Origin of the sequence: Streptomyces guryensis (genome assembly GCF_021261325.1) — a bacterium.
GTDB classification, from domain to species: Bacteria; Actinomycetota; Actinomycetes; order Streptomycetales; family Streptomycetaceae; genus Streptomyces; species Streptomyces guryensis.
Genome location: NZ_JAJSBI010000018.1, coordinates 114,251 through 132,871 on the forward strand (window position 1 = coordinate 114,251; position 18,621 = coordinate 132,871).

The 18,621-nt window shown below is 71.7% G+C and carries 18 protein-coding genes and 4 pseudogenes; 16 read left to right on the forward strand and 6 right to left on the reverse strand.

Annotation, left to right across the window (positions count from 1 at the left end):
• Positions 1 to 7 precede the first annotated feature (7 nt).
• The 4 genes and pseudogenes from LJ657_RS30730 to LJ657_RS30745 form a co-directional block, all read right to left on the reverse strand.
• Positions 8 to 1,024, reverse strand: a complete 1,017-nt coding sequence (locus LJ657_RS30730) for an MASE1 domain-containing protein (RefSeq protein ID WP_232652106.1) — start codon at positions 1,022 to 1,024, stop codon at positions 8 to 10.
• A gap of 95 nt (positions 1,025 to 1,119) precedes the next feature.
• Positions 1,120 to 2,454: a PP2C family protein-serine/threonine phosphatase gene (locus LJ657_RS30735; protein ID WP_232652107.1), complete on the reverse strand. Its 1,335-nt coding sequence runs from the start codon at positions 2,452 to 2,454 to the stop codon at positions 1,120 to 1,122.
• Between the two features lie 153 nt (positions 2,455 to 2,607).
• Positions 2,608 to 2,805: a hypothetical protein gene (locus LJ657_RS30740; RefSeq protein ID WP_232652184.1), complete on the reverse strand. Its 198-nt coding sequence runs from the start codon at positions 2,803 to 2,805 to the stop codon at positions 2,608 to 2,610.
• 113 nt (positions 2,806 to 2,918) lie between these two features.
• Positions 2,919 to 3,188 (reverse strand): annotated as a pseudogene (locus LJ657_RS30745) (LysR substrate-binding domain-containing protein); the annotation flags it as partial.
• Between LJ657_RS30745 and LJ657_RS30750 the strand changes: the two are divergent.
• Positions 3,150 to 3,359, forward strand: a pseudogene (locus LJ657_RS30750) (hypothetical protein); the annotation flags it as partial. The pseudogenes LJ657_RS30745 and LJ657_RS30750 overlap by 39 nt on opposite strands.
• Here the strand turns inward: LJ657_RS30750 and LJ657_RS30755 are convergent.
• Positions 3,343 to 4,956, reverse strand: a complete 1,614-nt coding sequence (locus LJ657_RS30755) for a PucR family transcriptional regulator (protein ID WP_232652108.1) — start codon at positions 4,954 to 4,956, stop codon at positions 3,343 to 3,345. The pseudogene LJ657_RS30750 and the gene LJ657_RS30755 sit on opposite strands and share 17 nt — an antisense overlap.
• A gap of 242 nt (positions 4,957 to 5,198) precedes the next feature.
• Between LJ657_RS30755 and LJ657_RS30760 the strand changes: the two genes are divergently transcribed.
• From LJ657_RS30760 to LJ657_RS48725, 15 genes and pseudogenes are all read left to right on the forward strand, one after another.
• Positions 5,199 to 6,470 (forward strand): aspartate aminotransferase family protein, encoded by a 1,272-nt coding sequence (locus LJ657_RS30760; RefSeq protein ID WP_232652109.1) that lies wholly within the window; start codon positions 5,199 to 5,201, stop codon positions 6,468 to 6,470.
• Between the two features lie 88 nt (positions 6,471 to 6,558).
• Positions 6,559 to 7,998, forward strand: a complete 1,440-nt coding sequence (locus LJ657_RS30765) for an NAD-dependent succinate-semialdehyde dehydrogenase (protein ID WP_232652110.1) — start codon at positions 6,559 to 6,561, stop codon at positions 7,996 to 7,998.
• A 602-nt stretch (positions 7,999 to 8,600) separates the two neighbouring features.
• Positions 8,601 to 8,858: a hypothetical protein gene (locus LJ657_RS30770; protein ID WP_232652111.1), complete on the forward strand. Its 258-nt coding sequence runs from the start codon at positions 8,601 to 8,603 to the stop codon at positions 8,856 to 8,858.
• Between the two features lie 117 nt (positions 8,859 to 8,975).
• On the forward strand, positions 8,976 to 9,086 hold the full coding sequence (locus LJ657_RS49105) for a putative leader peptide (RefSeq protein ID WP_372487989.1): 111 nt from the start codon (positions 8,976 to 8,978) through the stop codon (positions 9,084 to 9,086).
• Positions 9,087 to 9,142: 56 nt separating this feature from the next.
• Positions 9,143 to 10,006, forward strand: coding sequence for a glutathione S-transferase C-terminal domain-containing protein (locus LJ657_RS30775; protein WP_232652112.1), 864 nt, complete (start codon positions 9,143 to 9,145; stop codon positions 10,004 to 10,006).
• Positions 10,007 to 10,117: 111 nt separating this feature from the next.
• Positions 10,118 to 10,276 (forward strand): hypothetical protein, encoded by a 159-nt coding sequence (locus LJ657_RS30780; RefSeq protein ID WP_232652113.1) that lies wholly within the window; start codon positions 10,118 to 10,120, stop codon positions 10,274 to 10,276.
• A 157-nt stretch (positions 10,277 to 10,433) separates the two neighbouring features.
• On the forward strand, positions 10,434 to 11,414 hold the full coding sequence (locus tag LJ657_RS30785) for an amino acid ABC transporter permease (RefSeq protein ID WP_232652114.1): 981 nt from the start codon (positions 10,434 to 10,436) through the stop codon (positions 11,412 to 11,414).
• Positions 11,411 to 12,208: an amino acid ABC transporter ATP-binding protein gene (locus LJ657_RS30790; RefSeq protein ID WP_232652115.1), complete on the forward strand. Its 798-nt coding sequence runs from the start codon at positions 11,411 to 11,413 to the stop codon at positions 12,206 to 12,208. The genes LJ657_RS30785 and LJ657_RS30790 overlap by 4 nt, the downstream gene beginning before the upstream one ends.
• Positions 12,209 to 12,259: 51 nt before the next feature.
• Complete coding sequence (locus tag LJ657_RS30795; RefSeq protein WP_232652116.1) at positions 12,260 to 13,282, forward strand: transporter substrate-binding domain-containing protein; 1,023 nt, start codon at positions 12,260 to 12,262, stop codon at positions 13,280 to 13,282.
• Positions 13,283 to 13,318: 36 nt separating this feature from the next.
• Positions 13,319 to 14,055, forward strand: a pseudogene (locus tag LJ657_RS30800) (GNAT family N-acetyltransferase).
• A 41-nt stretch (positions 14,056 to 14,096) separates the two neighbouring features.
• Positions 14,097 to 14,165 carry a putative leader peptide gene (locus LJ657_RS49110; protein WP_363183319.1) on the forward strand — a complete coding sequence of 23 codons (69 nt, stop codon included), beginning with the start codon at positions 14,097 to 14,099 and terminating at the stop codon, positions 14,163 to 14,165.
• Between the two features lie 79 nt (positions 14,166 to 14,244).
• On the forward strand, positions 14,245 to 15,498 hold the full coding sequence (locus LJ657_RS30805) for an LLM class flavin-dependent oxidoreductase (RefSeq protein ID WP_232652117.1): 1,254 nt from the start codon (positions 14,245 to 14,247) through the stop codon (positions 15,496 to 15,498).
• A 21-nt stretch (positions 15,499 to 15,519) separates the two neighbouring features.
• Positions 15,520 to 16,893 carry an NtaA/DmoA family FMN-dependent monooxygenase gene (locus tag LJ657_RS30810; protein ID WP_232652118.1) on the forward strand — a complete coding sequence of 458 codons (1,374 nt, stop codon included), beginning with the start codon at positions 15,520 to 15,522 and terminating at the stop codon, positions 16,891 to 16,893.
• 17 nt (positions 16,894 to 16,910) lie between these two features.
• Positions 16,911 to 17,150: pseudogene (locus tag LJ657_RS48720) on the forward strand (LLM class flavin-dependent oxidoreductase); the annotation flags it as partial.
• A gap of 251 nt (positions 17,151 to 17,401) precedes the next feature.
• A complete protein-coding gene (locus LJ657_RS48725; RefSeq protein WP_232652185.1) occupies positions 17,402 to 17,932 on the forward strand; it encodes an LLM class oxidoreductase in 531 nt (176 codons plus the stop codon).
• Positions 17,933 to 17,935: 3 nt separating this feature from the next.
• On the opposite strand, the gene LJ657_RS30825 is transcribed toward LJ657_RS48725, so the two are convergent.
• Complete coding sequence (locus tag LJ657_RS30825; RefSeq protein WP_232652119.1) at positions 17,936 to 18,445, reverse strand: hypothetical protein; 510 nt, start codon at positions 18,443 to 18,445, stop codon at positions 17,936 to 17,938.
• Positions 18,446 to 18,621 lie beyond the last annotated feature (176 nt).

Below are 18,621 nucleotides of genomic sequence, written 5' to 3' on the forward strand. Positions count from 1 at the left end.
CGACGGATCACACCCGTCCCGGGGTCTGTCCGTCCTGCGCTTCCCTCTCGTCCTGGCGGTAGGGAAGCGTGGGGCGGAGGTCTCCGGTGGCCATCCTGGCCACCATTTCGGCCAGCTGCCCGCAGGCCCGGCCGATCTCCTGCTGGGTCTGGTTCCGCTCGCTGACGACCGCCCCGAGCAGCAGCGCGGTCAGTGCCGCGGAGCCGTTGAACGCCTGCAGGGTGATCATGTTGGTGAGCAGGTCGTGACCGTGGAACGGGCCCGACTGCCGGGCGGCGGCGATGATCGCGAAGGTCGACACGGCGAGCGCGCCGGGCGCGGCCCCCGCCAGCTGGAAGCGGAAGGCCGCCCAGATCAGCAGCGGGATGCCGAGGAACAGCAGCGGCGCCTGGCTGATCTCCAGGAGACCGACGCCGACCGTGGCGGCCACCAGCAGGAGCGCCTCCACCCAGCGGGACGGCGGCGCGTCCTTCGGCCGGTGTACCGAGCGCAGGACGAGCAGGACCGGCGTCACCAACATGACGCCCATCGCGTCACCGGTCCACCACACCGACCACGTCGGCCAGAAGTCACCCGCGCCCAGCACTCCGGCGAGGACCAGGGTCGCGCTGCCCGTGGTCGAGCTGACCAGCATGCCGGTGAACGCGCCGAGAAAGATCAGGGCGAGTGCGTCCCGCAGACGGTCCAGAGCGTTGCGGAAGCCCGCACGGCGCAGCAGTACGTAGGAGCAGAGGGGCGCGAGGGTGTTGCCCGCCACGATGGCGAGCACGGCCGGGACGGACGGCCCCAGCGAGACGTTGACCAGGAACGCGCCGAGGGCGATCCCGGGCCAGACCCGCGGGCCGCGCAGAAGGAGGCTCGCCACCGCGATGCCGCTGGGCGGCCACAGCGGGGTGACCTGGCCGCGCACCAGCTGCTGGAGCAGTCCCACCTTGGCCGAGCCGAAATACAGCGCGGCGATGACACAGATCTCCAGGGCGGCCAAGGCACTGTGCCGGAGCCGTTCACGCCGCGCGACAGCCATCGGGCGACCTCCGTGTCGACATCGGCCCGACCCCCATCATCCGCCCGATCTCGCAGATCCTCCACGGTGCGGACCGCGCGGCTCGGTGGTGCCTCTCAGGCGTCCGGGGCGCGCAGGGCGAGGATGGCCATGTCGTCGTGACCGTCGCTGGGGTGGTGATCCGCCAGTGCCTGGACGAACTCAGGCAGGGGCAGGGCCACATGGGCCACGGCGAGTTCGGCGAGCTCGCTCAGGCTTTCGTCGATGGGGTGGCCGGGGTGTTCGACCAGCCCGTCGGTGAAGAAGACCACGGTGGCGGCCGGGGGCAGGAAGCGGGAGTGGTCGGGCCGCGGCTGGGCGGTGTCGACGCCGAGCGGCAGTCCGGGCTCGGCGAGCAGGTACTCCACCCGTCCCTCAGAGGTGATCAGCAGGGGCGGGACGTGGCCCGCGGTGCTCCAGCGCAGGCGCCAGCCCGGGCCCTCCGGTTCGATGCGGGCCAGGGTGGTGGTCGTGACGGGATTGTTCGTCAGGGCCTCCAGGGTCCGGTCCAGCTGGGCGAGGATCGCGCCGGGCGAATTGCGCTGGTCGAACAGCAGCGCGCGCAGCATGTTCCGGGTGGAGGCCATGGCGGCCGCGGCATGCAGATCGTGGCCGACCACGTCGCCGATGACGACCGCCACCACGTTGTCGGGCAGGGGGATGGCGTCGTACCAGTCCCCGCCCAGCTGACTGGGCTCGGCGGCGGGCCGGTAGATGGCGGCCGCGGTGAACGGTCCCAGGTCGGGCAGGGTGGGCAGCAGAAGCCGCTGGAACTGCTCGGCTCCGACCCGGATCCGTTCGAAGAGGCGGACGTTCTCGATGGCGATGCCGGCGGCGCCGGCCAGGGCGACGACGACGTTCTCGTCGTGCACGTCGAAGGGCTGTCCGTCGCGCCGCTCGGAGAGGTAGAGGTCGCCGTAGATCTCGCCTCGCACGCTGATGGCGACCCCGAGCAGGGTGTGCAGGCGCGGGTGGCGGGGCGGGAACCCGGCGGAGGACGGATGGGCCGGGATCTCGTCGACCCGCAGGGGTTCGGGGTAGCGGATCAGGTGGCCCAGGACGCCCAGGCCACGGGGCAGGCCGGTCTCGGCCAGAGCGGCGCTCTCCTGCTCGGACAGACCGGCCGAGATGAACTGTTCCAAGCCCTCCCCGGACTCGTTGAGCACGCCCAGGGCCCCGTAGCGGGCACCGACCAGGTCCATGGCGGTGGTCACGATGCGGTGCAGCACCGCGGGCAGTTCCACCTCGCGGCTGATGGCCATCACCGCGTCCAGCAGGCCCTGTAGCCGGTCCATGGCGGACAGCAGGGCGCGCAGTTGCTCGTCGATCCGGCCCACCTCGGAACGCAGGCGCAGCTGCAGGTCGCGAAGGTCCGGCTGCCTCGGCTGTTTCCCTTCCCTGTCTCCCGTCATGGCGGCCTCCTGACCCGATCCCGAGACCTCAGCGTCGCACGGCCGACCAGGGCGAACGGCAATTACTCCACCGACGGCACGGCTCCCTGTGACCGGTGGGTGCCAGTCGAGAGTCCCCGGAACCGGCAGGCTGCGCCGGATCACGCAACCAGCCTACGCACCGCCCCGTCGGCCGGCTGCTCCGCTCGTCGGCACCTCGTGGGCGAGCCCCCGCAGGGCCGGGACGGCCGGGTGCCCGGGGCCTTCGCGCCGGGCGAGGACGAGGGGGACGGGCGGCGCGTCCACGAGCGGGCGGAAGACCAGCGACGGGTGGGTGTGGTCGCTCGGGGTGGCCGTCGTGGAGATGCCCATGGCGCGGCCCGCGGCGATGGCCAGGAGCCACGCGCGGTGTTGCCCACCTCCAGGGTTGGGGCGGGGCGGGCCGTGGCCTGCCACAGCTGCGTCGTCGTGGTGCCGGAGACGGTGTCGAGGGGGATCGGATGGGCGGCGAGGTCCGCCAGGACGACCCGGGGGAGCGCGGCGAGCGGGCTGTCCGCCGACATCACCGCCACCCGTTCCTCCGGCACCAGCAGCTCCGTGCGCAGCCCGGCCGGCGGAACCGCGCCGCGCAGCAGGACCGCGTCGACCTTGCCCTGCGTGAGGCCCGCCGTGCGGTCGTCGATGCGCAGGAGCTGTTGCGGGATGCGCGGTGCTGGGCCACCCAGCACTACGGCGTCGACGACTCCGGCGACCACGCGCGCACCCTGCGCCGCGTCACCATCGACGGCGACGTGCCGGTGGGCGTGGACGGCCGCCGCTCGACACTCCTGGAGCCGAGGACGGTGCCGGAGCCGACGTACGGCATCGCCTCCGGCGCGTCCACGGACCGTGAGGTCGCCGAAGAGGGAGTCAGCGTGCCCGCATGACGTCCAACGCGGCCAGCGCCACATGCAGTTCGGTGCGCCGTTCACCCGCTTCCAGGTCGCAGTCCAGCAGCCGCTCGATGGTGCGCAGGCGCTGGTAGACGGTCTCCCGGGAGAGGTTGCCGCGGCGGGCGGCGGTGGTCTTGTTGCCGGCCGCGTCGAGGTAGTGGCGCAGGGTCGCCAACAGGTCCGTGCCGTGCCGCGTGTCGTGGTCGACGAGTCGGCCGAGCTGCCGTTCGGCGTAGCCCTGGACACGGATGTCCTCGCGCAGCGCGTACAGCAGGCGGCGCAGGCCGATGTCGGACAGTTCGTGGAAGGAACGGCCTTCGGGCAGCGGCAGTCCGGGCAGGGCTGCCTCCGCCGCGCGGCCGGCCTCGCCGAACGAGCGGGCGGCGTCGGAGAGTTCCGTGACCTCGGAGCCGACGCTCACCACCGCGTCCGGGTCGAGCGTGAACGCGGCGCGGCTCAGCCGCTCGACCGTGGGCCGCCAGGGCTGGGCGGCGCGCAGGGCGAGAAGGACGCCGAGCCGGCCGGCAGCCAGTGCACCGACGAGCGCCGGTACCCCCGCGGTCCGCAGCTCCGCGGACAGCCGGTCCTCCGCCGCCTCCGGTGCGCCCGTCTCCACCAGTACGGCGAGAAAGCCGCAGTCCTCGGCGGGCAGCCCCAGCGCGGCGACGCGGGCGTGCGCGTCCTCGGGGGAGTGGTGGCGCTGCTCGACGAGCTCGCGCAGGGCACTGCGCTGTGCGGTGCGTTCCCACGGGGTGGCGTGAATGAGACGGGCGATGGTCAGAGCCATCGCCGTCCGCTCCAGCACGGTGACGTCCGCGGGCCCGAAGTCCGACAGCCCTGCCCGCGCCGGGGCCGGGAGCATGACCGCGCGGCCCCAGCGCTCGCCCTGGTACTCCACCGGCGCGACGAGCCAGCCCTCGTCGCCGCACACCTCGGCCCGCTCGCGGGACGGCACGCTCCGGGAGCGCTGCTCCCACCCCGTGAGCGCCTCATCGATCGTGCTGCCGGAGGGTTCGCAGATCAGCGCCTGGTGCACCAGGTTCTCCAGCACGACGGTACGGCCGCTCATGTCCGCCGCCGCGCGCACCACGTCCTCGGGCCCCGCACCACGCAGCGTCAGCGCGGTGAACGCCTCGTGGACGCGCTGGGTGCGGCGCACCGCGTCCGTCTGGTTGCCCAGCAGGAGGGCGTGGACGACCTGGGTGACCTCCAGGAAGTTGACGTCCGCCGCAAGCGTGACCAGCGGGAGGCGGCGGGCCCGGCACGCGTCGACGAGCGCGTCCGGCGGGCGGTGGTAGCGCCGTACCAGCTCGATGACCAGCGCCGCCGCGCCGGCCTCGGCGAGCTCGTCCACGTACCGGCGTACTCCGGCCGGTTCCTCGGGCAGGGGCATGCCGGTCGTCAGGACGAGTTCGCCGCCCTTGAGGAAGGACGCCGGGTCGGTCAGCTCGGTGATGTGGACCCAGCGGACCTGCCGGTCGAGGTGGTCCACCCCCGTGACGACCTGCGGCTGCCCCGCGGCGAGCACGGGCAGGGCCAGCGCGTCGGCGACGGTCAGCGGTCGGCTTGCCTTGTCGGCGTTCTCACGCATGGTGCCTCGTCTCGGGCATCGGGCCTGTCTGCCCGGACACTGTGACAAGCGGGGCTGACCTGCGCAAGACGCCCCGGACGCGCGTCCCGGCGTCCCGAATCGGCGTATTGCATCGCGGCGCGGCTGACACAACGTCCGAACACCGTGCTCCGGCTGGACGGTTCAGGCGTTGTGGCCGACCCCGGAGGCCGGGAGGCTCGTAGGACCGGAGCAGTCGACACCGTACGGGCCAGGAGACGAACATGACCGCACTGTCGCCGCACCTTCGCCAGGCCACCCCCGTCGTGGCGGCCCGGGGCGAGGGCGTCCACCTCTACGGCGAGGACGGCCGCCGCTACCTCGACTTCACCGCCGGAATCGGCGTCACCAGCACCGGCCACTGCCACCCCAAGGTCGTGGCGGCGGCACAGGAGCAGGTCGGCACCCTCATCCACGGCCAGTACACGACCGTCCTGCACCAGCCCCTGCGGCAGCTCGTCGGCAAGCTCGGCGAGGTACTGCCGGCCGGTCTGGACAGCCTGTTCTTCACCAACTCCGGCAGCGAGGCGGTCGAGGCCGCACTGCGGCTGGCCCGGCAGGCCACCGGCCGCCCCAACGTCCTGGTCTGCCACGGCGGCTTCCACGGCCGTACCGTCGCCGCCGCCTCCATGACCACCTCCGGCACCCGCTTCCGCTCCGGGTTCTCGCCGCTGATGAGCGGAGTGGTCGTCACCCCGTTCCCGACGGCCTACCGCTACGGCTGGGACGAGGACACCGCCACCCGGTTCGCCCTGAAGGAACTCGACTACACCCTCCAGACCATCTCCTCGCCCACCGACACCGCCGCGGTCATCGTCGAACCGGTGCTCGGCGAGGGCGGCTACGTCCCCGCCACCCGCGCCTTCCTGGAAGGCCTGCGCGAACGGGCCGACCGCCACGGCTTCCTGCTGATCCTCGACGAGGTGCAGACCGGCGTCGGCCGCACCGGCCGCTTCTGGGGCCACGACCACTTCGGGGTCACCCCGGACCTCCTCGTCACCGCGAAGGGCCTGGCCAGTGGCTTCCCGCTGTCCGGGATCGCGGCCTCCGAGGAACTGATGACCAAGGCGTGGCCCGGCTCGCAGGGCGGCACGTACGGCGCCAACGCCGTGGCCTGCGCCGCCGCCTGCGCCACGCTCGACGTCGTACGCGACGAGAAGCTCGTGGAGAACGCCGAGGCGATGGGGAAGCGGCTGCGCACCGGCCTGGAGGCGGTCGCGGAGCGCACTCCGGCCATCGGCGACGTACGCGGCCTCGGCCTGATGCTCGCCTCCGAGTTCGTCACCGAGGACGGCCGCCCCGACCCCGACACCGCCGCCCGCGTACAACGGGCCGCCGTCGACGAGGGCCTGCTGCTCCTGCTGTGCGGGGCGTGGAACCAGGTGGTACGGATGATTCCCGCCCTCGTCATCGACGAGTCGGGGGTGGACGAGGGGCTTCGGGCGTGGGCGGCGGCAGTGGAGGCCGGTACATCGGGGGCGACCGCAGCGCGCTGAAAGGGGCGCGGGTCCGTATCCATGTGCGGCTCCGCCGCGGAGCGCGACCAACCACGACGAACCCGCAGACGATCGATGGAGCCTCCTCATGACCGACACCCCCACGCAGTTGTTCATCAACGGTGCCTGGGCGGACGCCGCGGACGGCGCCACCATGCCCGTGGACGACCCCGCGACCGGCGAGATCCTCTGCCACGTCGCCGACGCGGGCCCCAAGGACGCCCGCCTGGCGGAGGACGCGGCCGTCAACGCCCAGCAGGAATGGGCCCGTACGGCACCCAGGGCCCGCAGCGAGATCCTGCGCCGCGCGCACGAGATCATCCTCGCCCGCACCGAGGAGCTCGCCCACCTGATGACGTCCGAGATGGGCAAACCGCTCGCCGAGGCGCGGGGCGAAGTGGCCTACGCCGCCGAGTTCTTCCGCTGGTTCTCGGAGGAGGCGGTCCGCATCGACGGCGGCTACGGCACCCTCCCCGACGGCCGCAACCGCATGCTGCTCTCCCGCCGCCCGGTCGGCCCCTGCCTGCTGATCACCCCGTGGAACTTCCCCCTCGCGATGGGCACCCGCAAGATCGGCCCGGCGATCGCGGCGGGCTGCACGATGGTGCTCAAGCCGGCCCCGCAGACCCCGCTCTCCAGCCTCGCGTTGGCCGCCGTCCTGAAGGAGGCGGGCCTGCCGGACGGAGTCCTGAACGTCGTCACCACCTCCCGCGCCGGCGAGGTGTGCGAACCGCTCCTGCGCGGCGGCCGGATCCGCAAGCTGTCCTTCACGGGTTCCACCGCCGTCGGCCGGCGGCTGCTGGCCCAGTGCGCCGACACCGTCGTACGGACCTCGATGGAGCTGGGCGGCAACGCGCCGTTCATCGTCTTCGACGACGCCGACCTCGATGTGGCCGTGGATGGCGCGATGATCGCCAAGATGCGCAACATGGGCGAGGCCTGCACGGCCGCGAACCGCTTCTTCGTCCACCACTCGGTGGCCGAGGAGTTCGGACGGCGCCTCGCCGAGCGCATGGGCGCACTCGTCGTCGGCCCCGGAACCCGGGAAGGCGTCGACGTCGGCCCCCTGATCGACACGGCGGGCCGGGCCAAGGTCGAGGAACTGGTCGCCGACGCGGTCGACCGCGGCGCCAGGGTGCTCGTCGGCGGCCGTGCACCCGAGGGCCCGGGCTGCTTCTACCCGCCGACCGTCCTGACCGATGTCGACTCCGGCAGCCGTCTGATGGACACGGAGATCTTCGGTCCCGTCGCCGCGATCCTCACCTTCGACGACGAGGACGAGGTCGTCCACCGCGCCAACGACACCCCCTGGGGCCTGGTCGGCTACCTCTTCACCGAGGGCCTGGACCGGGCGCTGCGGGTCAGAGAACGGCTGGAGGTGGGCATGGTCGGTCTCAACACCGGTCTGGTCTCCAACCCGGCGGCGCCGTTCGGTGGCGTCAAGCAGTCGGGGCTGGGCCGGGAGGGCGGCCGGATCGGTATCGAGGAGTTCCTGGAGTACCAGTACCTGGCGATCCCGGTGAGGTGACCTCCGCAGGGAACGCGCAGGGGCAGGTCTGCGGCGAGTAGCGATCACTGCTCTTTCCGTGTGCTGGCATACGACGAACTGACGCCACCGGAACGTGAGTTGTGGGACGCGTTCCCCGAGGGGCGCCTCGTGGATCTGCGGTCCGGTGTGGTCGAGGACGACCGTGTGGCCGACGGCGGGCAGTGGGGGCCCGGGCGTACCGTCCGGGCCGAGGTGATGGCCGCGCTGCTGCTCGGCGCGCACTCCGCGCAGCCCGGAGCGGTCGGCACTCTGGTCCTCGCGGGCGCGCGGAATAACCGGCCGGATCAACCTGGCCGGAGCGCGGATCGATCACCCCCTCTGGATCGAGGACTGCTGGTTCGAGCAGGACGGAGGTGTCTTCTGCGGGGGCGGATTCGTCGCCCACGGTGAAGTCCGGCTGCTGGGCGCGCAGTTGCCGGGCGGGCTGTTCGTGCGGGGCGCGCGGCTGGCGAGCCCCGGCCCGCGCGGGGTGGCCCTCGCCCTGGACAACGCGGCGGCCTCGACGCTTGAGTTCTCCCGGGGGTTCACCGCGAACGGCACCGTGCGCCTGCGCGGCACCCGGATATCGGACATCGGACAACGTGAGCTTCGAAGGAGCCGTCCTGAACGGGCCGCCCGACGGTGACGGCCCGGCCCTGCTCTGCACGCTCATGCAGGCCGTCGACTTCGACCTCACCCTCGCCCGCCCGCCGTCCGGGACGGTGGACCTGCGGGGCATGTGGGGGTCCTCCGGTGAGGCATCGGCGACGGACGGACGAACCACGCGGCAACGCCAGTTCACAAGCGAAGTCCTGCGCGGGAGACGAATGGTTGCACCGGGGCCGACGAGGCGGCGGTGACGCCAGGGGACGGGGTGTGTCCACTGCGGTGTCCGCATTGCGGGACGGCCCTCTTGACGTGGCTCCGAGCGGGACCGACACTCCAAAGGGAATCCTAGTGAATAGGTAGGGAAAAGCATGGGGCGCCTTGGTCCGGTCACCGTCCGAGTGACCCGTTCGCCTCTCCTCACCTCCCGCCGTCACATCGATCTGCAGCGTGTCTGCAGTGCGATCAGCCCCCAGGGCTGAGTTGCCCGACGTCGCTTCCGCCGCGCGTACGTCCGCGCCCTCTCCCGGGGAGACCCATGTCCGTCGCACCTCTGGCCGCCCACGTCTCCGCCCAGCCCGCGCCCGCCTTCCGTGGCCGGATCGGCAGCGACGCCCGCAGCGGCCACTACGCCGTACCGGGCCGCTACCGCCTCCATCTGTCCACCGCGTGTCCCGACGGCCTGCGCATCGCCGTCACCCACAGCCTGCTGGGCCTGGACACCGTCTGTCCGGCGACCTTCCTGCCCGCAGTCCCCGACACCCCCGAAGGCAGCCACTGCGCCCTGCGTCCGCTGTACGAGGCGAGCGCGCACCACTACACCGGCCCGGCCGTCGCCCCCGTGCTCAGCGACGACTGGTCCGGGCGGATCGTCAGCACGCACGCCCCGGACATCATGCGCGACCTCGCCCGACGCTTCGGCGGCGACCGCCCCTCGCCGTACCCGTGCGGCGCGGAGTCGGAGATCGAGGCCGTCGAGCGGATGTGCGCGCAGGGCATCGAGGACGCCGCGCAGCGCGCCGGAGCGGCCGGCGGCGGGGAGTCGGAGCGCGCGGGGGCGCTGGAGACGCTGCTCGAAACCCTCGATGCGCTGGAACGGTGGCTGATCGGGCGTACATACATGATCCGCGACGAAATCACCGCCGCGGACGTGGAGTTGTGGGTCGCGCTGGTCCAACTCGACACCGTGCACCGCAATCACCTGGACGCCTCCGCGGTCCAGCGCATCGCCGACCATCCCACCCTGTGGGCCTACGCCCGCCGGCTGGCCGCCCACCCGGCCTTCGGCGCCCACCTCGACCTGGACGGCATCGCCCGGCGCCACCACGCCCGCTGCCAGGGCCTGGAGGCCGCCGGAGCCGCTGTCCAGATCCTGGACTGGGCGGTACACGCCGTCCGGTAGCCGTTCCACCCGGTGGACCGAGGTTGACATTCCCTCCGGCAACTGTCTTGACTTTGCCCACCTTTCGACAAGCGCGAGGCCCACAAGGGCCGGAACAGTGATGGTGACGCCATGTACGCAGCTACCAGGACGGCCGCACGCCGCCCTCAGGGCTGCGTACAGCCGTACGCGAACCTGCTGAAGCTGTTCGCCGCCAACCGTGCCGTCGATCTGCTCCGCGTGAACAGCGCACTGTGTACCGCACCGGGCTGTGCCCGCTGCCGGGGCTGACACCTCCCCGTAGCCCCCGCACTCCCTGACGAACACCGCCCGCGCGGTGTGCCGTTGCCCTCCCCGCCCCCGGTGCCCCTGCACATCCGTGCGCTGAGCAAGCTGCTCCAGCGCATGCCTGCCGCGGCCCGGGGCGTCCGACTCCGCCGGAGCCACCATGAGTGAACCCCCTGGCGCCACCGTCGCCCTCGCCGAGGCGCCGACCGCCGACGCATCGTCAAAGCAGTTCGCCGCACAGCGAGTTCTGCCGCCGCGCAGGCCGGGACGCTGGATCGCCACCGCCGTCGTCCTGGTCCTCGCGGCCCAGTTCCTGCACGGCCTGACGACCAACCCGTTCTACCAGTGGGACCGCTTCGGCTACTGGTTCCTGCGGCCGAACATCCTCGACGGACTGCTCATCACCCTCGAAGTGGCCGCCTACAGCGCGGTGTTGGGCCTGATCGGCGGCATCGTCCTCGCCCTGGCCCGGCTCTCGAAGAGCCCGGTGCTGCGCGCCGTCAGCTGGACCTACATCTGGGCGCTGCGCTCCATCCCGCTCATCGTGGTGCTGCTCTTCCTCTACAACTTCAGCGCCCTGTACAAGACGTTGAGCGTCGGGGTTCCCTTCGGGCCGGCCTTCCTCTCCTTCGACGAGTCGAAGCTCGCCACCGACATGGTGGTCGCCGTGATCGGCCTCAGCCTCAACGAGGCGGCCTACGCGGCCGAGGTGGTCCGTGGCGGCATCCTCTCCGTCGACCAGGGCCAGCACGAGGCGGCGGCGGCCCTCGGCCTGCCGAAGAGCTACCAGTTCACGAGGATCGTCTTCCCGCAGGCGCTGCGCTCGATCACCCCCAACTACGTCAACCAGCTCATCGGCCTGATCAAGAGCACCTCGCTGGTCTTCTACGTCTCCCTCCTCGACCTGTTCGGCACCGCGCAGTCCATGGGTTCCACCTACCCCGGCGACATCGTGCCGCTGCTGCTGGTCGCCACGGTCTGGTACCTGATCCTGACCAGCGTCGTCTCCGTCATCCAGTTCTACGTCGAACGGCACTACGCCCGGGGCGCCACCCGCTCCCTGCCGCCGACGCCGTTGCAGAAGCTCCGCACCGGTCTCACCGATCTGCGAGCCCGTGTCCGCAGGGAGGCCGCCGTATGAGCGCGAGGACTCTGGAACCTCTGGCCGACGTCGAGGCCGCCACCGTCGAGGTGTACGACGTACACAAGTGGTACGGCGCCCACCGCGTGCTGAACGGCATCGACCTGACCGTGCGGCCGGGCGAGGTGACCGTGATCCTCGGCCCCTCCGGCTCCGGCAAGTCGACCCTGCTGCGGGTCGTCAACCACCTGGAGAAGCCGGAGATCGGCCACGTCAGCATCAACGGCGAACTGATCGGCGTGAAGCGGCAGGGCGACCGGCTGAAGGAGCTGAGCGAGCGGGCCATCCTGACGCAGCGCGGCCGGATCGGCTTCGTCTTCCAGAACTTCAACCTGTTCCCGCACCTGACGGTCCTGGACAACGTGGCGGCCGCCCCCGTCGCCACCGGCAGGCTCAGCAAGCCCGAAGCCCAGGAGCTCGCCCGCGAGTTGCTCGGCCGGGTCGGTCTCGGCGACAGGACCGGCGCCTACCCGAGGCAGCTCTCCGGCGGCCAGCAGCAGCGTGTGGCCATCGCCCGCGCCCTCGCCCTGCGCCCCGGCGTCATCCTCTTCGACGAGCCCACCTCCGCCCTCGACCCCGAACTCGTCGGCGAAGTCCTCGCCGTCATCAAGGACCTGGCGACCAGCGGCACGACTCTCGTCATCGTCACCCACGAGATCGGCTTCGCCCGCGAGATCGCCGACCGGGTCGTCTTCATCGACGGCGGAAGGATCGTCGAACAGGGCCCGCCCTCCGAGGTTCTCGACAGGCCCCGGCACGAGCGGACCCGGGATTTCCTCAGCAAGGTCCTCTGACCGCACCGCTTCCCACCCGTCACCACTCTCTCTCAGCGACAAGGAACGGCCATGTCTGTCCACTCCACCCGACGCAGCCTGATACGCGGCATCACCGCGGCCACCGCGGTCGCCACCCTCGCCACCGGGCTCGCCGCCTGCGGTGGGAACAGCGACGCGGCCACCACGACCGGCGCCGCCAACGGGACCGTCACCGTCGGGCAGCTCTCCAACGGAGCCGCCAAGCAGACCAGCCTCAAGGTCTCCGAGGTGAAGTCGATCAGCGCCGAACTGCCCAAGTCCGTGAAGAGCAGCGGCAAGCTGGAGATCGGCATCGGCGCCCTGCCCGCCGGTTTCGCGCCGCTGGCCTACGTCGGCAGCGACCAGAAGACCCTCACCGGCGCCGAGCCCGACTTCGGCCGCCTGGTCGCCGCGGTCCTCGGTCTGAAGCCCGAGCTGAAGAACTCCACCTGGGAGAACCTCTTCGTCGGCATCGACAGCGGCAAGGTGAACGTGGCCTTCTCGAACGTCACCGACACCGAGGAGCGCAAGAAGAAGTACGAGTTCGCCTCCTACCGCAAGGACAACCTCGGCTTCGAGGTGCTCAAGTCAAGCAAGTGGAACTTCGGCGGCGACTACGAGAACCTCGCCGGCAAGACCGTCTCCGTCGGCGCCGGCACCAACCAGGAGAAGCTCCTCCTGGAGTGGAAGAAGAAGCTGGAGAGCGAGGGCAAGAAGCTCACGGTCAAGTACTACCCGGACCGCAACGGCACCTACCTGGCCCTCAACAGCGGCAAGATCGACAGCTTCTTCGGCCCCAACCCCGGCATCGCCTACCACATCACCCAGTCCGCCAACACGCCCGACCCGACGCGCAACGCGGGCACCTTCTCCGGCGCCGGCGCCTCGCTGCAGGGCCTCATCGCCGCCACCGCCAAGAAGGACAGCGGCCTGGCCAAGCCGGTCGCCGACGCCGTCAACCACCTGATCAGGAACGGCCAGTACGCCAAGTGGCTGGCCGCCTGGAACCTCTCCAACGAGGCAGTAGCCAAGTCCGAGGTCGACCCGCCCGGCCTGCCGCTCGACAACTCCTGACCACCACCGGCCCGTAGCGAAAGGGACTTCGCCACCGTGGTCCAACAGATCGACGTCCGCGGTGGCGGAGCCCTCGGCACCCGCCCGCTGGACAACCCCGTCTGGGCGGCACTGGACGGCCCGCACGCGGAACTCGCCGAACGTGTCGGCCGGGCGGCGCGCTATCCGGCGGACGTGTACGCGTTCGCCGCGCTCGCCGACCCGGCGGACCCGGCCGCCTGGGACGACCTGCACACCCTGCTCGGCCCGGCAACCACCGTCCGGATCAAGGGAGTCGACGGCGTTCCGGAAGGGTGGGACGTCGTCGGCGGCGGCCAGGGTGTCCAGCTGACCGACACCGGGCTGCGGGCCGAACCCGCCCCGGAGGCCGTACGCCTGGGCTCCGACGACGTACCGGAGATCCTGAACTCGTCGCCCGCACCCGACCGGGACCCTTCCTGCCCCGCACCGTCCACCTCGGCACCTACCTCGGCATCCGGCACCGCGGCCGCCTGATCGCCATGGCCGGCGAACGGCTCCACCTGCCCGGCTGGACCGAGATCAGCGCCGTCTGCACCGCCCCGGAACACCGCGGCCGCGGCCTGGGGACCCGGCTGGTGCGTGCCGTCGCGGCGGGCATCAGGGAGCGCGGGGAGACCCCGTTCCTGCACGCCGCCGCGAACAACGCGCGGGCGATCCGGCTGTACGAGTCGATCGGTTTCACCCTGCGCCGCCGGACCACCGTCCTCCAGGTGCGCACACCAGGAACAGATGCCGTGGCGGGGGCGTTGTGAGCGGGGACGAGGCACGCGCTACGACGGCGGGAGGCAGGGACGTGTGTACCCCCTACCTCCGGCTGCACATCGACCTCCAGCGCGTCGCCGGCGCTCTCTGTCGCCCCTGACCCCGTTTCCCACCGCCGAGCCCTGAGTGCGTGATGCCCGGGCCGGCGATCTCGTACGGACCTCCAGGAAGGCACCCTCGTGTCCTCAGCTCCCTCTTCCCCTCTGCACCTTGCCGTCGCGCTCGACGGCACCGGCTGGCACCCCGCCTCCTGGCGCGAGCAATCCGCCCGCCCCCGGGACCTGTTCACCGCCGGTTACTGGGCCGATCAGGTCACCGAGGCCGAGCGCGGACTGCTCGACTTCGTCACCTTCGAGGACGGCCTCGGCCTGCAGTCCTCGCTCCCCCAGTCTCGACTTCGCTCGACCGGGGGGACCACCGTCGGCGAGCTGGACGGCCGTACCGACGAGGTCCGCGGCCGTCTCGACGCCGTACTGATCGCCTCCCGCATCGCGCCCCTCACCCGGCACATCGGCCTGGTGCCGACCGTGATCGCCACCCACACGGAGCCGTTCCACATCTCCAAGGCGATCGCCACGCTCGACTACGTCAGCACGGGCCGGGCCGGACTGCGTGTGCAGATCACCGCCCGCCCGGACGAGGCCGACCACTTCGGCCGCCGTACCTTCCCGCCGATCAACCTGGAGGAACTCCGGAGCCCGGCCGGACAGGAACGGCTCGCCGACCTGTTCGACGAGGCCGCCGACTACGTCGAGGTCGTGCGCCGCCTCTGGGACAGCTGGGAGGACGACGCCGAGATCCGCGACGTCGCCACCGGCCGTTTCATCGACCGCGACAAGCTGCACTACATCGACTTCGAGGGCAGGCACTTCAGCGTCAAGGGCCCGTCCATCACCCCGCGCCCGCCGCAGGGCCAGCCCCTCGTCACCGCCCTCGCCCACCAGACCGTCCCCTACCGCCTGGTGGCCCGCCAGGCCGACGTCGGCTATGTCACCCCGCACGACGCCGAGCAGGCGCGCGTGATCGTCGCCGAGATCCGCGCCGAACAGGAGGCCGCCGGGCGCGGGGGCGAACTCCTGCACGTCTTCGGTGACTTGGTTGTCCTCCTCGACGACGCCCAGGCCGCCGCGGAAGACCGGCGCGCACGCCTCGACGCCCTCGCCGCAGAGCCGTACACGAGCGACGCACGGGTCTTCGCCGGTACGCCCACCCAACTCGCGGACCTGCTCCAGGAGTTGGCGGCGGAAGGGCTGACCGGATTCCGGCTGCGGCCCGCCGTCACCGGGCACGACCTCCCCGCCATCACCCAGGGCCTGGTCCCCGAACTCCAGCGCCGCGACGCCTTCCGCACCGCCTACGAGGCCGACACCCTGCGCGGCCTGCTGGGCCTGCCCCGCCCCGCGAACCGCTACGCCGCAGCCGCCACCGCCTGAGCCGGAAGGACCCGCACCGACATGAGCAAGCCGCAGAAGCAGATCCATCTGGCCGCGCACTTCCCGGGCGTCAACAACACCACGGTGTGGAGCGACCCGAAGGCCGGCAGCCACATCGAGTTCAGCTCCTTCGTCCACTTCGCGCAGGCCGCCGAACGCGCCAAGTTCGACTTCCTGTTCCTCGCCGAGGGGCTCAGGCTCCGCGAACAGGGCGGCGAAATCTACGACCTGGACGTCGTCGGCCGCCCGGACACCTTCACGATCCTCGCCGCGCTCGCCGCCGTCACCGACCACCTCGGCCTGACCGGCACCATCAACTCCACCTTCAACGAGCCCTACGAGGTGGCCCGCCAGTTCGCCAGCCTCGACCACCTCTCCGGCGGCCGCTCCGCCTGGAACGTCGTCACCTCCTGGGACGCCTTCACCGGCGAGAACTTCCGCCGCGGCGGCTTCCTCCCGCAGGACGAGCGCTACTCCCGAGCCAAGGAGTTCCTGGCCACCGCCCACGAGCTCTTCGACTCCTGGCACGGCGACGAGATCATCGCGGACCAGGCGTCCGGGACCTTCCTGCGGGACGCGAGGGCCGGCTCCTTCGTCCACACCGGCCGGCACTTCGACATCCACGGCCAGTTCAACGTGCCGCGCTCCCCTCAGGGCCGCCCGGTCATCTTTCAGGCCGGCGACTCCGACGAGGGCCGCGAGTTCGCCGCCTCCTCCGCCGACGCGATCTTCAGCCGGTACGCCACCCTGGAGGCCGGCCAGACCTTCTACAAGGACGTCAAGAACCGCCTCGCCACGTACGGCCGCCGGTCGGACCAGCTGCTGATCCTGCCCGCCGCGAGCTTCATCCTCGCCGACACCGACGCGGAGGCGCAGGAGCTGGCCAAGGAGGTGCGCCGCCAGCAGGTCAGCGGGGCCACCGCCATCAAGCACCTGGAGTTCGTCTGGAACCGGGACCTGTCCTCCTACGACCCGGAGGGCCCGCTGCCCGACATCGACCCGGACGTCAGCGACAACCACATATCCAAGGGCCGCGCCCAGGTGCGCATGTACCGCGACCCGCTGGCCACCGCCCGCGAGTGGCGCGAGCTGGCTTCCGCCAACCACTGGTCCATCCGCGACCTCGTCATCGAGACCGGCAACCGCCAGAACTTCATCGGCTCCCCGGCCACCGTCGCCAAGACCATCAACGACTACGTCCAGGCCGACGCCAGCGACGGTTTCATCCTCGTCCCGCACATCACCCCCAGCGGCCTCGACGTCTTCGCCGACAAGGTCGTCCCACTGCTCCAGGAACGGGGCGTGTTCCGCACCGAGTACGAGGGTCCGACCCTCCGCGACCACCTGGGCCTCGCCCACCCGGACGAGGCGTCCGCCGAGCGGGCGGCCTCGTGAGGTTCCTCGCGATCACCCTGCTCGCCGAGGAACTGGGCTTCGACGGCTTCGGCGTGGGGGAGCGGCACGAGCGGCCGTTCGTCTCCTCCTTGCCGCCGGTGGTGCTCAGCCATGTCGCCGAGCTGACCAGGCGCATCCGGCTGTTCACCGCCGTGACGACCCTCAGCCTGCTGGACCCGTTCCGCGCCGAGGACTACGCCACCCTCGACCATCTCTCGGGCGGCCGCCTCGACCTGTGCCTCGGCCGCTCGGGCGGCGGTCCGCCGGGTGAGAGGGCGACCGGGCCGACGACCACCCCGGTCGTCGACGGCCGCGCCCCGAACGCCCTGCTCATCCCGCCCCGCTTCTCCTTCGAACGCCTCCTGGGCTCACCCGGCGTCGCCCTGCGACGCAGGCCGACCTGCTCCCCGACGCCGCATCGCAGGACCACGCCGAGCAGATCGACGGCGCCCTCGCCCGGCTGGCCGGCACCTACCGCTCCCCGGAGGGGGCGAGGCGCACGCATGCCGTGCCGGGCGAGGGCGCCGAGGGCGAACTGTGGATCCCCGGCAGGAGCGGCGGCCAGAGCGCGGAGGTCGCCGGCGCCCGCCGGCTGCGGTTCGCTGCCGACTACCACGTCAGCCCGGCCACCGTCGCGGAGGCGGTGGACGGCTACCGCTCCGTCTTCCAGCCGTCCGACGCCCTCGACAAGCCGTACGTCAGTGTGTCCGTGGACGTCGTTGTCGCCGAAGACGACGAGACCTCCCGCGAACTCGCCACCGGTTACGGCCCGGGTGCGCAGCATCCGCACGGCCGAGGGCGCGATCGAGTTGCCGACGCCGCAGGACGCACGCGCTCGCCCCTGGACGAGGACCGCGCCCTCGTCCAGGACCGCCTCGACACCCGGTTCGTCGGATCCCCGGCCCGGGTGGCCGACCCGTTGGAAAGGCTCCAACAGGCCACCGGCGCCGATGAGTTGCTCATCACGACGATCACCCACGACCAGGCGGGCCGGGTGAGGTCGTACGAGCTGCCGGCGCAGGAGTGGCGGCGGCGGTGAGACTCAGCAGCCCGTGCCGGTCGGGGTGAAGGCCACGCGCGCGTGCGCGTCCGCTGCCAGGACCTGGTGATAGGTCTCGCGGGTGACCCGGTACCAGACGTCGTCGCGAGACTTGCCGCCGGTCACGTCGTCCAGGCTCACGCACCACCGTTCCGGGCGGACGACCCGCCGGTAGCTCTCCGTGCCCTGACGGACCTTCCGGCAGCTCTGGTGGTGCTCGGTGGTGTACCAGACACGGGTCGTCTTCCGGGTGCCGGTGCCCGGGCGCGTCGTGTGCCTGACCTGCCTGGTGGTGGACGTGCACTTGGTGACCAGGTGTGCCCGGGTGCCGGTGACCGTCTTCCGGGGGAGGTGACGGAGGGTGTCCCGGAGCCCGGAGACGCGCTCCGCGCTCGCCCGGGTCTCCTTGACGACGCTCCCGTGCCCGGCGGCCTCGGTCCCTGCGCCACCGCATGCACCGAGCCCGGCCATGAGGACGGTCGCCACCGCGGCAGCCGGCAACCGACGCGTCATGAACATGTCTCCCCCTGAGGTCGGCGGCCAGCGTAGCCGACCTCTGGCTGCTCCTGGCCGAAAACGAACGGCCTGGAGGTCTCGGTAAGGGTTCGATATGAGCTCGGTATGACGGGCGGCGAACGCCGGACCCGGCGCGGTCCGCCCGGTGGCGGGCGGCGTAAAGTGCCTGGCCG

Excerpts from the sequence above, each read along its gene's own strand:
- LJ657_RS30740 (WP_232652184.1), bottom strand. The coding sequence starts at position 2,805 with ATGGGCATCTCCACGACGGCCACCCCGAGCGACCACACCCACCCGTCG.
- LJ657_RS30780 (WP_232652113.1), top strand. The coding sequence starts at position 10,118 with ATGTACGCAGCTACCAGGACGGCCGCACGCCGCCCTCAGGGCTGCGTA.
- LJ657_RS30755 (WP_232652108.1), bottom strand. The coding sequence starts at position 4,956 with ATGCGTGAGAACGCCGACAAGGCAAGCCGACCGCTGACCGTCGCCGAC.
- LJ657_RS30760 (WP_232652109.1), top strand. The coding sequence starts at position 5,199 with ATGACCGCACTGTCGCCGCACCTTCGCCAGGCCACCCCCGTCGTGGCG.
- LJ657_RS30795 (WP_232652116.1), top strand. The coding sequence starts at position 12,260 with ATGTCTGTCCACTCCACCCGACGCAGCCTGATACGCGGCATCACCGCG.
- LJ657_RS30730 (WP_232652106.1), bottom strand. The coding sequence starts at position 1,024 with ATGGCTGTCGCGCGGCGTGAACGGCTCCGGCACAGTGCCTTGGCCGCC.
- LJ657_RS30785 (WP_232652114.1), top strand. The coding sequence starts at position 10,434 with ATGAGTGAACCCCCTGGCGCCACCGTCGCCCTCGCCGAGGCGCCGACC.
- LJ657_RS49105 (WP_372487989.1), top strand. The coding sequence starts at position 8,976 with ATGGGGCGCCTTGGTCCGGTCACCGTCCGAGTGACCCGTTCGCCTCTC.
- LJ657_RS30735 (WP_232652107.1), bottom strand. The coding sequence starts at position 2,454 with ATGACGGGAGACAGGGAAGGGAAACAGCCGAGGCAGCCGGACCTTCGC.
- LJ657_RS30765 (WP_232652110.1), top strand. The coding sequence starts at position 6,559 with ATGACCGACACCCCCACGCAGTTGTTCATCAACGGTGCCTGGGCGGAC.
- LJ657_RS30790 (WP_232652115.1), top strand. The coding sequence starts at position 11,411 with ATGAGCGCGAGGACTCTGGAACCTCTGGCCGACGTCGAGGCCGCCACC.
- LJ657_RS30775 (WP_232652112.1), top strand. The coding sequence starts at position 9,143 with ATGTCCGTCGCACCTCTGGCCGCCCACGTCTCCGCCCAGCCCGCGCCC.
- LJ657_RS30825 (WP_232652119.1), bottom strand. The coding sequence starts at position 18,445 with ATGACGCGTCGGTTGCCGGCTGCCGCGGTGGCGACCGTCCTCATGGCC.
- LJ657_RS30810 (WP_232652118.1), top strand. The coding sequence starts at position 15,520 with ATGAGCAAGCCGCAGAAGCAGATCCATCTGGCCGCGCACTTCCCGGGC.